This window comes from Azospirillum brasilense (genome assembly GCF_008365405.1).
Taxonomy (GTDB): domain Bacteria; phylum Pseudomonadota; class Alphaproteobacteria; order Azospirillales; family Azospirillaceae; genus Azospirillum; species Azospirillum brasilense_D.
In genome coordinates, this window is record NZ_QOKV01000010.1 from 83,106 (window position 1) to 95,810 (window position 12,705).

General features: G+C 66.9%; 14 protein-coding genes. 5 read left to right on the forward strand and 9 right to left on the reverse strand.

Annotated features, from left to right (window positions below):
- Positions 1-4 precede the first annotated feature (4 nt).
- The 8 genes from DS837_RS16740 to rpsF all read right to left on the reverse strand — a co-directional run bounded on the left by DS837_RS16740 (position 5) and on the right by rpsF (position 7,379).
- On the reverse strand, positions 5-781 hold the full coding sequence (locus tag DS837_RS16740) for an MlaE family ABC transporter permease (protein ID WP_014240372.1): 777 nt from the start codon (positions 779-781) through the stop codon (positions 5-7).
- Positions 781-1,917, reverse strand: a complete 1,137-nt coding sequence (gene alr / locus DS837_RS16745; protein WP_149165804.1) for an alanine racemase — start codon at positions 1,915-1,917, stop codon at positions 781-783. Before alr ends, DS837_RS16740 begins: the two co-directional genes overlap by 1 nt.
- On the reverse strand, positions 1,895-3,427 hold the full coding sequence (locus tag DS837_RS16750) for a replicative DNA helicase (protein ID WP_149165805.1): 1,533 nt from the start codon (positions 3,425-3,427) through the stop codon (positions 1,895-1,897). The genes alr and DS837_RS16750 overlap by 23 nt, the downstream gene beginning before the upstream one ends.
- A gap of 182 nt (positions 3,428-3,609) precedes the next feature.
- Positions 3,610-4,863 carry an SAM-dependent methyltransferase gene (locus tag DS837_RS16755; RefSeq protein WP_149165806.1) on the reverse strand — a complete coding sequence of 418 codons (1,254 nt, stop codon included), beginning with the start codon at positions 4,861-4,863 and terminating at the stop codon, positions 3,610-3,612.
- A 249-nt stretch (positions 4,864-5,112) separates the two neighbouring features.
- Positions 5,113-5,679, reverse strand: coding sequence for a 50S ribosomal protein L9 (rplI, locus tag DS837_RS16765; protein ID WP_149165807.1), 567 nt, complete (start codon positions 5,677-5,679; stop codon positions 5,113-5,115).
- Positions 5,679-6,635 carry a DUF2232 domain-containing protein gene (locus tag DS837_RS16770; protein WP_149165808.1) on the reverse strand — a complete coding sequence of 319 codons (957 nt, stop codon included), beginning with the start codon at positions 6,633-6,635 and terminating at the stop codon, positions 5,679-5,681. Before DS837_RS16770 ends, rplI begins: the two co-directional genes overlap by 1 nt.
- A gap of 33 nt (positions 6,636-6,668) precedes the next feature.
- Positions 6,669-6,941 carry a 30S ribosomal protein S18 gene (rpsR, locus tag DS837_RS16775; protein WP_014240379.1) on the reverse strand — a complete coding sequence of 91 codons (273 nt, stop codon included), beginning with the start codon at positions 6,939-6,941 and terminating at the stop codon, positions 6,669-6,671.
- A complete protein-coding gene (gene rpsF, locus DS837_RS16780) occupies positions 6,942-7,379 on the reverse strand; it encodes a 30S ribosomal protein S6 (protein WP_035673612.1) in 438 nt (145 codons plus the stop codon).
- A 393-nt stretch (positions 7,380-7,772) separates the two neighbouring features.
- Here rpsF and fabD point away from each other — a divergent pair, with 393 nt between their 5' ends.
- From fabD to mltG, 5 genes are all read left to right on the forward strand, one after another.
- Positions 7,773-8,729, forward strand: a complete 957-nt coding sequence (fabD, locus tag DS837_RS16785) for an ACP S-malonyltransferase (protein ID WP_149165809.1) — start codon at positions 7,773-7,775, stop codon at positions 8,727-8,729.
- 8 nt (positions 8,730-8,737) lie between these two features.
- Entirely contained in the window at positions 8,738-9,475 is a 738-nt protein-coding gene (gene fabG, locus DS837_RS16790; protein ID WP_149165810.1) for a 3-oxoacyl-[acyl-carrier-protein] reductase, read from the forward strand.
- Positions 9,476-9,644: 169 nt separating this feature from the next.
- Complete coding sequence (locus DS837_RS16795; RefSeq protein ID WP_014240383.1) at positions 9,645-9,884, forward strand: acyl carrier protein; 240 nt, start codon at positions 9,645-9,647, stop codon at positions 9,882-9,884.
- 87 nt (positions 9,885-9,971) lie between these two features.
- On the forward strand, positions 9,972-11,234 hold the full coding sequence (gene fabF / locus DS837_RS16800; protein ID WP_149165811.1) for a beta-ketoacyl-ACP synthase II: 1,263 nt from the start codon (positions 9,972-9,974) through the stop codon (positions 11,232-11,234).
- A 26-nt stretch (positions 11,235-11,260) separates the two neighbouring features.
- Positions 11,261-12,262: an endolytic transglycosylase MltG gene (gene mltG / locus DS837_RS16805; RefSeq protein ID WP_149165812.1), complete on the forward strand. Its 1,002-nt coding sequence runs from the start codon at positions 11,261-11,263 to the stop codon at positions 12,260-12,262.
- A 48-nt stretch (positions 12,263-12,310) separates the two neighbouring features.
- Here mltG and DS837_RS16810 read toward each other — a convergent pair whose 3' ends face one another.
- Positions 12,311-12,538 carry a hypothetical protein gene (locus DS837_RS16810; RefSeq protein ID WP_149165813.1) on the reverse strand — a complete coding sequence of 76 codons (228 nt, stop codon included), beginning with the start codon at positions 12,536-12,538 and terminating at the stop codon, positions 12,311-12,313.
- Positions 12,539-12,705: the final 167 nt, after the last annotated feature.

Consider the following 12,705-nt stretch of genomic DNA (forward strand, 5'->3'; position numbering starts at 1 on the left):
GCGCTCACTTCGTCGAGAAGAAGATGCCGGTGATGAGGTAGTTCCACACCAGGATCAGGATGGAGGCCGACACCACCGCGTTGGTCGTCGCCGCACCCACGCCCTGGGCGCCGCCACGCGAATGGTAGCCGTGGTAACAGCCCATCAGCGACACCATGAAACCGAACACCGCCGCCTTGACGAGGCCGGAGATCACGTCGACCGGTTCCAGGAACTCCCAGGTCCGGCCGATGTAGGAGGCCGGGTTGAAGTCCAGCCGGTAGACGCCGACCAGAAAGCCGCCGAACACGCCGATGATGTCCGCCACCAGCACCAGCAGCGGCAGCATGGCCAGCCCGGCGATCAGGCGGGGCGCCACCAGATACTTGAAGGGGTTGGTCGACAGGGTCGACAGCGCGTCGATCTGCTCGGTCACGCGCATGGTGCCGATCTCTGCGGCCATGGCGGCACCGATGCGTCCCGCGACCATCAGGCCGCCCAGCACCGGCCCCAGCTCCCGCGTCACCGACAGGGCGACCACCGTGGCGATGGCGCCCTCCGCCTGGAAGCGGGAGAAGCCGGAATAGCTCTGCAGCGCCAGCACCATGCCGGTGAACAGCGCGGTCAGCCCGACCACCGGCAGCGAGTAGTAGCCGATGTCGATCATCTGCCGCAGGATCTGCCGCGGGTAGAACGGCGGACGCACGCAGTGCGACAAGGCGGCGCCGGTGAACATGGCGAGCTTTCCGGTGGCTTCCAGAAAGATCAGGAAGGCCCGTCCGGTGGCGGCAAGGAAACCCATCAAGCGACCTCAGGCGGCGGCGGGTCGCGGTAGACCCTGTGGTAACGCGCGCCCAGCGAGGTCAGGATCTCGTAGCCGATGGTTCCGCCCTCGCTCGCCACGGTGTCCACCGGGCGGTTCGGGCCGATCAGTTCCACCAGCCCGCCGGGCGTCACCGCCTCGTCGGGAAGGTGGCTGACGTCCACCGTGACCAGATCCATCGAAACACGCCCAACCACCGGAGCGGCCACGCCATTGACGAAGACATGGCCGCACCCGCTGAGCGAGCGCAGATATCCGTCGGCATAACCCACTGCGATGGTTGCGATTTTTCCTCTCGCCGCAACGCGGTGCGTGGCACCGTAGCCAACGGTCATAGGGCTGTCAACGTTGCGCACCTGAAGCAGCCGGGCGTCGAGCCGGATGGTGTCCCGCATCGGGTTCACGGCACCGGGCGTCGGGTTGACGCCGTAGAGCGCGCACCCGGGCCGCACGAGGTCGAAATGGAAGGCCGTTCCGTGGAAGATGCCGGAGGAATTGGCGAAACTCGCCGCGGCCGCGGGCAGGCGCCCGATCGCCGAGCGGAAGCGCCCGAGCTGCTGGCTGTTCATCACCGAGTCTTCGTCGGCGCAGGCGAGGTGGGTCATCCACACCCGGACATCCACTCCCTCCAGCCGGGAGAGATCACCGACCAGCGTGTCCAGCTCGTCCGGACCGACCCCGAGTCGGTTCATGCCGGTGTCGATGTGGACGACGGCGGGCAGGGCCGTTCCCTGCGTCTTGGCGTGGGCCTGCCACCCGGCGATGTCGCCCAGATGGTTCAGAACCGGCAGGATACGGTGGGCCGTAAAGTCCGGCGCGGTGCCGGCGGGCAGGCCGCCCAGCGACAGCACGCGGGCCTCCGGCGGCGCCACCGCGCGGACGGCCAGGGCCTCCTCGAACTGGGCGACGACGAAGGTCCGGCAGCCGGCGGCAGCCAGCGCCGGAACGACGCGGTCCACCCCCAGGCCATAGGCGTTCGCTTTGACCACGGCGGCGCATTCGGCGGGCGCCACCCGGTCGCGGAGCTGCGTCCAGTTGGCGACCACGGCGCCGAGGTCGATGGTCAGGACGGCGCCGGCGCGGGCCAGCGGATCACTCAGTGGGGCCGAAGTCATGGGTCGTGTCGAGGTCGCCGAATCTGGTGAACTGGCCGTCGAAGAACATGCGGACGCTGCCGATCGGGCCGTGGCGCTGCTTGGCGATGATCGCCTCCGCGGTGTTGTGCACCTCGGCGGCGCGCCTCTGCCAGTTGGCGTAGCGGTCGTTGTACTTGTCCTCCGACTCCTCCGGCCGGCGGGCCGGCTCGGCACGCTCAAGATAGTACTGTTCGCGGTAAACGAACATCACAACGTCGGCGTCCTGCTCGATGGAGCCCGATTCGCGCAGGTCGGCGAGCTGCGGCCGCTTGTCCTCGCGCATTTCCACCGCGCGGCTGAGCTGGGACAGCGCCAGCACCGGCACCTCCAGCTCCTTGGCGATGGCCTTCAGGCCGCGGGTGATCTCCGAGATTTCCTGCACGCGGTTCTCGTTGCCCTTGGTCGAGCCGCCGCGCAGCAGCTGGAGATAATCCACCACCACCATGCCCAGCCCGTGCGTGCGCTTCAGCCGGCGGCAGCGGGTGCGCACCGCCGCGATGGTCAGGGCCGGCGTGTCGTCCACGAAGAAGGGGACACGGCTGAGTTCCTGGCTGGCCGCCACGAACTTGGGGAAGTCGCTGTCCTTGATCTCGCCGCGGCGAATCTTGTCGCCCGATACCTCGGCCTCGCCGGCCAGGATACGGGTGGCGAGCTGCTCCGCCGACATTTCCAGCGAGAAGAAGCCGACCGGCGCGCCCTCCCCGCCGTTGGTGCGCATGTGCGCCTTGGCGGCGTTGAAGGCGATGTTGGTGGCGAGCGCCGTCTTGCCCATGGAGGGGCGCCCGGCGAGGATGACGAGGTCCGAGGGGTGCAGGCCGCCCAGCTTGCGGTCGAGGTCGCGCAGGCCCGTGGTGACGCCGGTGACGTGGCTGGAGCGGCGGAAGGCCGTCTCCGCCGTGGCGATGGCCGCCTTCAGCGACTCGGAGAAAGCGATGAAGCCGCCACGCACGTCGCCGGTCGAGGCGAGGTCGAACAGCTGCTTCTCCGCCGTTTCGATCTGGTCCATGGCGTCGATGTCGAGGTCGTGCTGGTACGCCTCGTTCACCATGTCCGTGCCGACTTCGATCAACTGCCGGCGCAGGAACAAGTCGTGGATCGTCTTGCCGTAATCGCCCGCGTTGACCACCGTCACGACGTTGGCGGCGAGCTGCGCCAGATAGCCGGCGCCGCCGTCCGGCGCCAGTTCGACGTCGTTGTCGAAATAGGCCTTCAGGGTCACCGGATTGGCGATCTGGCCGCGCTCCACCATCTTGGCGATGGCCGAGTAGATGCGCTGGTGCGCCGGGTCGTAGAAATGCTCGGCGCGCAGGAACTCGCCGACCTTCTCATACGCCTTGTTGTTCACCAGGATGGCGCCGAGGAGCGCCTGTTCCGCCTCCTCGTTGTGCGGCGGCGTGCGGTATTCCGCCGTCGGCTTCGCGGCACCGGCACGGGACAGCCCGCCGTCGAGGGGGCGCGGCTCGAAAAGCTGGGTGGTCTTGTCATCCATGGCGGCACTTTAGCAAAGGGCGGCACGCAAAGCTGTGCGATCGGGTTAAGAATACCCACAATCCTGTGAGTAACTTTCATCCACAGCCGGTGAAAGCTGGGGGCAACGGCAAATTCAAACGTCACATCAAGGTGTTGGACCTTGGCAAACTCTGTGTGTCGATGTGGCGCGAACGCCGCTGGTCAAGCGTTGTTGGCGCCGATCGTCCGGCCGGTGCGCAAGGGTGGCGGCACCGCATCGGCCAAGGCTGCTTCAGTGCGATGCATGTAGTCGCGAACGAGCGGAACGGCGCCCAGCGAGCGGGCCAACTGCATCTGGAAGACCATATGTCCCTGGTGGCGGAAGCTGATTTCCGCCCCGGCCAGATAGAACTCCCACATTCGGCAAAAACGTTCGTCGTACATGTCGAGGACCTCCTTCCGCCGGGCCGCAAAGCGCTCCCGCCAGTGGCGCAGGGTCTCGGCGTAGTGAAGGCGCAGAATTTCGACGTCGGTGTTCCACAGCCCGGCCTTCTCCACCGCCGGGATCACCTCCGACAGGGCGGGCGAGTAGCCGCCGGGAAAGATGTATTTGCGGAACCACGGGTTGGTGGACCCCGGTCCATCCGACCGTCCGATGGCGTGAAGCAACGCCACCCCGTCCTCGGCCAGCAGGTCGCGCAGCTTTGCGAAGAAGACCGGATAATAGGGCACCCCGACATGCTCGAACATGCCGACCGAGACGATGCGGTCGAAGCGTCCTTCCATCTGCCGGTAGTCGCGCAGCTCGAAGCGGACCTGACCGGCCAGCCCGGCATGGGCCGCCCGCTCCCGCGCCACGGCGAGCTGCTCGCGGGACAAGGTGATTCCGGTGACCTGGGCGCCGGTCATGCGGGCGAGATAGAGCGCCATGCCGCCCCAGCCGCACCCGATGTCCAGCACCCGCATGCCGGGCCGAAGCAGCAGCTTCGCCGCAACGTGCCGTTTCTTGGCCTCCTGCGCCTCCTCCAGCCCGGCGTCGGTGGTGGGGAAGTAGGCGCAGGAATATTGCAGGTCGCGGTCGAGAAACAATTCGAAGAAGGCCCGCGACAGATCGTAATGATGGGCGACGTTGCGCCGCGACCGCCGCAGGGGATTGCTCTGCTGGAAGAGCCGCAGCGCGGGGGAGAGGGCTTCCCGGATTCTGCCCAGCGCGCCCTGGACATTGTCCGGCCCGGCGCACAGCAGCGCCAGGAAATCATAGACGGAGCCACCCTCGATGGTCAGGCGGCCGTCCATGTAGGCTTCGCCGAATCGAAGCCGCGGATTCACCACGAGGTCGCGGTGCAACGCCCTGTCGTGCAGGCGCAACGTGAGGGACGGGGTGCCGACCCCGACCCGGTGCCTCCGCCCATCGGCACCGACGATGTCCAGAGCACCGGTGGTCAGGGCCGGGCTGAGCAGGCGGGCAAGCAGCATCGGGCATCTCCACGTCCGTCGAACGCGACTCGGTTCGGATGTTCGCCGCAAGCGAATCAACCGGGAACGAGAGTCGGAGTTCGGAGCGGGGAGAGGCAACCCGCCGGACGGGGCAGGGAACGGGGCGTCGGGCGCATCCGGATGGGGGAGGGCCGGATGATGCGGGGCGCCGAAAGCGGAAAAGCCGCCTCGCCCCTTTCGGGGGCGGGCGGCTTCCGGACGAGCGGACTGGTCTCGTTGAGCGGGCGGTCAGCCCTCCTCGGAAACCTCGGCCTCGGGGGCCTCGGGGGCCTCCTCGATCTCGTCCTCGTCGTCGCGCAGGTCGGCCGCGGTGACCATGCCGCCGCGGGAGCGCTGGAGTTCAGCCTCTTCCTGCGAGCGGGCGACGTTCACCGTGACGGAGATGCTCACCTCGGGGTGCAGGACGACGCGCAGCTTGAACAGGCCCAGCGTCTTGATCGGGGTCTCGATCGACACCTGCTTGCGGTCGACCTTGTAGCCGGCGGCGTCAAGGGCGTCCGCGACGTCGCGCGGGGTCACCGAACCGTACAGAACGCCGGTCTCGCCGGCCTGACGGATCACGACGACCGACACGTCGTTCATCTTGGTGGCCACCTGCTCGGCGTCCTTGCGGCGCTCCAGGTTGACGGCCTCCAGATGGGCCTTCTGCTTCTCGAAGAACGCCATGTTCGCCTTGGTGGCGCGCATGGCCTTCTTCTGCGGCAGCAGATAGTTGCGGGCGAAGCCGGGACGCACCTTCACGACCTGGCCCATCTGGCCGAGCTTCTCGACCCGCTCCAGCAGAATAACTTCCATCACTCGTCCTCCTGATCGGGGCCGGCGGGCCGGAGACGGCGACGCAGCCCAATCCATTGCTCGATCATGCCAAGACCGACCATCAGCACGATCGGCCAACCGAAAAGAAACAGGAACATGTAGAACCCGACGAGGATCGGCAGCTTGGCCGACCGGCTTCGGGCGAACACATGAACCACCGAAAGCCCGGCAAAGGCGAATGGCAGGGCCAGGATCAGCGCGGCGTTGACCGCGAGGAACCCGACCGGGTCCGACGCCAGCGAGGCCGCCACCATGGCCAGCAGGAACGCCGTGGCGAGCCACCGCGGCAGTTCCAGGTCGTCCAGCCGCATGGCGGGGCGCTTGTTGCGGCCGAACCGCATCAGGACGCCCTGCGCCAGGGCTCCGTTGACGATCGTCATGACGAGCCATGAGATCACCGCGAAGCCCGGCAACACCTCGGCCATCCAGATGTCCTGCGGGTCCGGGGCCTGCTGGCCCTGCGCGGAGAACATCTGGTCCGCCATGCGGCCCAGCGTTTCCCGCACCGCTCCCTCCAGCCCGCCGGGCTGATCGAGCGTCAGAACCGCGGCGCCCAGAAGGCCCGCCAGTCCCATGCCGGTCAGCGCCATCAGGAGCCGGCCCGGAGGATACCATTCCACACTCCCGTCGGGAGCCGCCCGCGCCAGCAGCGCCTGCCGCACCACCAGGATGACCGGGACAGCCGCGGTCACCAGATAGGCGAGAGACACCAGAAGGCTGGACGACACCGCCAGGACCGCCACCGTCCCCGCCGCACCGGCGAGAAGGGAGGCGGTGGAGCCGAGCCACAGTCCCGCAAGGAACAATGGCAGCGGCGCCAGATAGCCCAGGATCAGCGCTCCGAACCCGCCGAACAGAACGGCGAGGTAGAAGAAAGCGCTGACCACGCCGACACCGATGGCAGCCGCCAGAGGGGCGGCCAGGGGCGAGGCCATGGGATTGCCTTTGCCTGTTGTCCGCTTCGGTCCTTACTTCACCACGTAGGGAAGCAGGGCCAGGAAGCGGGCGCGCTTGATGGCGCGGGCGAGTTCGCGCTGCTTCTTCGCGGAAACCGCGGTGATGCGGCTCGGCACGATCTTGCCACGCTCGGAGATGAAGCGGGACAGGAGCTTGACGTCCTTGTAGTCGATCGCCGGGGCGTTTGCGCCCGAGAACGGGCAGGTCTTGCGGCGGCGGAAGAACGGACGGCGGGGACCGCCACCGGTGCGGGCCGGAGCGCCCGAGGTCTGCTTGTCGGACATTTAGGCGTTCTCCCCTTCGGCAACGGTGGGCTCCTGGCGACGCGGCGGGCGCGGGCCACGATCGTCGAAGCGGCGCGGGCCGCGATCGCCGCGATCGCCGCGGTCACCACGCTCGCCGCGGCTCTGCATCATCACCGACGGGTTGGCGTCCAGCGCATCGACGCGGACGGTCATGAAGCGCAGCACGTCCTCGTTGATGCCCATGTTGCGCTCCATCTCGAGGACGGCGGCGGCGGGGGCGTCAAGGTTGAACAGGGTGTAGTGACCCTTGCGGTTCTTCTTGATCTTGTAGGTGAGCGTCTTCAGACCCCAGTATTCGGTCTTGGCGACCTGGCCGCCGTTGTCGCGAATGATCTGGGCGAACTGCTCGCCGAGCTGTTCGGCCTGGGCGGCCGAGATGTCCTGGCGCGCGATCAGCACGCACTCGTAAAGAGCCATTATACTCCCCATGGCTGTTCATGGTCCGGCGCTGCGCCCCATCCCCTATGGACAGGATCAGCCGCCCGGGCCTAGCCGACGGCACGCGAGCCACCGGCAAGGAGTTATGAAGCGGCGCAGTATGCACAAAAGCCCTATCCCGACAAGCGGAAACATCGGCCGGCCCGCGATTCCGGCGATGTCGTCTTCGGCAGGCCATGGACAGGCCGTCCTCTCCGTTCGTCTTTGCATTGCAGCAATGAAAAAACGCCGGAAAAGCAACAGAAAGGCACCAATTCCAGCCCTTCAACGTTGAGCATCGCTTGACTTGCCCGAAAGGCCGGGTATGACTGTCGCCGAATTCAACGGCAGCGCCGCGGGTGGCGCGCCTTTTTACTAGGGTTCCCAAACAGCATGACCAGGGCGTTCGTCTTTCCGGGCCAGGGCAGCCAAGCCGTCGGCATGGGCCGTGAGCTGGCCGAGGCGTTCGAGGTCGCGCGGCTCACCTTTGAAGAGGTGGACGACGCGCTGAACCAGCGCCTGTCCCGCCTGATGTTCGAAGGCCCCGAGGCCGACCTGACGCTGACCGAGAACGCCCAGCCGGCCCTGATGGCCGTCAGCGTCGCGGTCATGCGGGTGCTGAAGGAGCAGGGCGGGCTCGACCTGAGCAAGCACGCGGCCTTCGTCGCCGGCCATTCGCTGGGCGAGTATTCGGCCCTGTGCGCCGCCGGCGCCTTCACCCTGGCCGACACCGCGCGCCTGCTGAAGCTGCGTGGCCAAGCCATGCAGAAGGCCGTGCCGGTCGGGCAGGGCGCCATGGCCGCCCTGCTGGGCGCCGAGTTGGAGCAGGCCCAGGCCATCGCCGCCGACGCCGCCAAGACCCCCGCGGGGCAGAAAGAGGTCTGCACCGTCGCCAACGACAACTCGTCGGGGCAGGTGGTGATCTCCGGCCACGCCGAGGCCATCGAGCGCGCCATCGTGATCGCGGCGGAGCGCGGGCTGAAGCGCACCGTGCGCCTGCCGGTCAGCGCGCCCTTCCATTGCCCGCTGATGCAGCCCGCCGCCGACGCCATGGCCGAGGCCCTGGCCAACGTGACCATCAACGCGCTGGCGGTTCCGGTGGTCGCCAACGTGACCGCGTCGGCCGTGTCGGACCCCAACGAGATCCGCCGCCTTCTCGTGGAGCAGGTGACCGGCATGGTTCGCTGGCGCGAGAGCGTGCTCTATATGAAGGAGCAGGGCGTCGACACGCTGGTCGAGCTCGGCTCCGGCAAGGTGCTGTCGGGTCTCGCCAAGCGCATCGACAAGGAGTTGGCCGGCGCCTCCGTGCAGGGTCCGGCCGACGTCGAATCGTTCCTGAAGACCCTGTGAGGCATTCCATGTTCGACCTGACCGGAAAGAAGGCGCTGGTCACCGGCGCCTCGGGTGGCATCGGGGCGCAGATCGCCCGCGCGCTGCACGCGCAGGGCGCCACCGTCGCCCTGTCCGGCACCCGCGTCGCCCCGCTGGAGGCGCTCGCCGCCGAACTGGGCGACCGCGTTCTGGTGGTGCCCGGCAACCTCGCCGACGCCGCCGGGACCGAGCAGCTCGCCAAGGACGCGGAGGCCGCGCTCGGCCAGATCGACATCCTGGTGAACAACGCCGGCCTGACCCGCGACCAACTGGCCATGCGCATGAAGGACGACGACTGGCAGTCGGTGCTGGACGTCAACCTGACCGCCGCCTTCCGCCTGTCGCGCGCCGTGCTGCGTGGCATGATGAAGCGCCGCTGGGGCCGCATCATCGGCATCACCTCGATCGTCGGCGTCACCGGCAACCCCGGCCAGGCCAACTACGCCGCCTCCAAGGCCGGCATGATCGGCATGTCGAAGTCGCTGGCCGCGGAGGTCGCGTCGCGCGGCATCACCGTGAACTGCGTCGCGCCGGGCTTCATCACCACGGCGATGACCGACGCCCTGAATTCCGAGCAGAAGGACAAGCTGCTCACCGCCATTCCTTCCGGCCGCATGGGCGAGCCGGGGGAAATCGCCGCCGGAGTCGTGTACCTGGCGAGCGATGAGGCCGCCTATGTCACCGGCCAGACGCTGCACATCAACGGCGGTATGGCCATGATCTGAGGCGGATTCGCTGCCTGAACCACAGGTTCGGACCGGCTCCCGCGGGCGCTGGTCAAGGCTGTAAAAATGTGTTATCGGACGGGGCTTTTTGTGGCAGGAAGGCACGCAGCCGCGTGTTGAGCCGGCCGAATTCGCCCGAGCGGTCTCAAGGATTGGAAGGTCTTAAAAAATGAGCGATGTCGCCGAGCGCGTTAAGAAGATCGTTGTGGACCACCTCGGGGTCGAGGAGTCGAAGGTGACGGAGAACGCCTCCTTCATCGACGATCTCGGCGCCGACAGCCTCGACACGGTCGAGCTGGTTATGGCTTTCGAGGAAGAGTTCGGCTGCGAGATTCCGGACGACGCCGCCGAGAAGATCCTGACGGTGAAGGACGCCATCGACTTCATCAAGGCGAACGCCGCCGCCTGATCAGGCGCTGGCGCAAGAGGGCCAGGCAGCTTTCCAAAGTGGCCTGGCCGTCGCTGAGTTTTCCGAGGAAAGGTCAAGGAATACCCCATGAGACGTGTCGTCGTTACCGGCCTTGGTCTGGTCACGCCGCTCGGTGTCGGCCACAGGCTCAACTGGGAGCGTTTGACCGCCAGCCAATCGGGCATCCGCGCCATCACGGGTTTTGACGCCTCCGATCTGGCCTCGAAAGTTGCCGGGCAGGTCCCGCGCGGGGATGGCGACGGGTTGTTCAACCCTGATGCCTTCGTTCCGCCGAAGGACCAGCGGAAGATGGACGATTTCATCATCTTCGCCATCGCCGCCGCCCACGAAGCGATCAAGGATTCCGGCTGGGTTCCCCAGACCGAGGAGGAGCGCGAACTCACCGGCGTCATGGTGGGCTCGGGCATCGGCGGTCTGCCGGGCATCGCCGAGGGTGCGGTCACCCTGGCCGAGAAGGGCCCGCGCCGCATCTCCCCCTTCTTCATTCCGGCCTGCCTCATCAATCTGGCGTCCGGTCACATCTCCATCCAGCACGGCTTCAAGGGTCCGAACCACGCGGTGGTCACGGCCTGCTCGACCGGCGCTCACGCCATCGGCGACGCCTCGCGTCTGATCATGCTGGGCGATGCGGACGTGATGGTCGCCGGCGGCACGGAAGCGGCGGTCAGCCGGCTGGGCGTCGGCGGTTTCGCCGCCATGCGCGCCCTGTCCACGAATTTCAACGACACGCCGGAAAAGGCGTCGCGTCCCTACGACAAGGACCGTGACGGCTTCGTGATCGGCGAGGGCGCCGGCGTCGTCGTCCTCGAAGAGTTGGAGCACGCCAAGAAGCGCGGTGCCCACATCTACGCCGAGGTGGTCGGCTACGGCATGTCCGGCGACGCCCACCACATCTCCGCTCCGGCGGAGGACGGCAACGGTGGGTTCCGTGCCATGCGCAACGCGCTGAAGCGGGCTGGGATGGACCCGTCGGACATCGACTATGTCAACGCGCACGGCACCTCGACGCCGCTCGGCGACGAGATCGAGCTGGGCGCGGTGAAGCGTCTGTTCGGTGCTGCGATGGACAACCTCGCCATGTCCTCCACCAAGTCGGCCATCGGCCACCTGTTGGGGGCCGCCGGTGCGGTCGAGGCGATCTACTCGATCAAGGCGATCAACCACAGCTTGGTTCCGCCGACGCTGAACCTTGAGAACCCATCGGAGAGCTGCCTCGGCGTCAACCTCGTTCCGAAGGTTGCGCAGGAGCGCCGCGTGCGGGCTGCGCTGTCGAACTCCTTCGGCTTCGGCGGCACCAACGCCTCCCTGATCTTCAAGGAATTCGCCTGAACGGCGAAGCATCGCGGAGACCGCCGATGGGTTGGGGCCTCCGAGTCGCGGCGGGGGCGTTGACCGTCCTCACCGCGGGCAGCGGGTTGGTGTTCTGGGGTGCCCTCCGTGTGATGGCCCCCGGACCGCTTGAGCATGCCGAGACGGTGGTCATTCCGCGAGGCAGCGGGCTGGAAGCGATCGCGCTGACGCTTGAGGATGCGGGGGTCGTCGAGTCCCCGATCCTGTTCCTCTTCGCGGCCAAGCTCCAGGGGCCGTTGAAGGCCGGGGAGTATGCCTTCCCGGCGGGAATCAGCGTCGACGGCGTGCTGGAGATGCTGCGCCAGGGCAAGACCGTGGTTCGCCGCTTCACGGTGCCGGAAGGGCTGACCTCCGCCCAGGTGGTGGCGCTTCTCGATGCCGAGCCGGCGCTGACCGGCGAGTTGAAGACGGTTCCGAAGGACGGCGCCGTACTGCCTGAAACCTATCATTATTCCTACGGCGATTCGCGCTCGGCCCTGGTCGAGCGGATGCAGCACGCGATGACCCAGGCGCTGAACGACGCCTGGAAGAATCGCGGTCCGGACCTGCCTTACGAGACTCCGCAGCAGGCGCTGACCATGGCGTCCATCGTGGAGAAGGAAACCGGCGTCGCGGCGGAGCGCGCCAAAGTGGCGGGCGTCTTCGTCAATCGTCTGGAAACCGGCATGAAGCTCCAGTCGGACCCGACCGTGATCTACGCGTTGACCGACGGCAGCGGGGAACTGGGCCGGGCCCTGACCCGCAACGACTGGAAGTTCGAGTCACCCTACAACACTTACGTTGCGGCGGGGCTTCCGCCGGGGCCAATCGCCAATCCGGGGCGGGCGTCCATCCAGGCGGCACTGCATCCGGAAAAGCACGACTTCCTGTATTTCGTCGCCGATGGCGGCGGCGGGCATGTCTTTGCGAAGACCTTGCCGGATCACAACCGGAACGTTGCCAAATGGCGCGAGGTGCAGCGTCGGCAGTCCGGTGGTGCGGGCAACGGGGACTCGCCGCAGGACTAGCGGTCCCCTGTTCCCAATCGAAAGTCCGCCGAACGGAAGGCCTATTGGTCAGGCGGCGTTTGACGCCACCACTTCCAAGGCAACGACACCGCCCAGGGCGCCGTAGCTCTTGCGGGCGGCCCGCATCTTCTCCAGCGATTCCATCAGGCTTTCCTCGGCGAAACCGGGGGCGAGCTGCGCCAGTTCCTGTTCCGTCAAGGTGATGAAGGCGTCTAAAAGGCGCGCGTGGATGCGGCACGCCTGGCGGACTTCATCGGCGACCATCGGTGCTGGCATGGTAGGCTCCCAATCACGGAATAAAGAGAAACACGGTCCGTCCGTGCATGAGAATTCTGTCGGCTTGTGGTTAATAGAGAATTAAATGCAATTCATCTTCCGGACAGGAAGAAGAGTTACCACTTCAGACGAAAATGACGAAATTTGGACGATTTCGATTTTGGTAT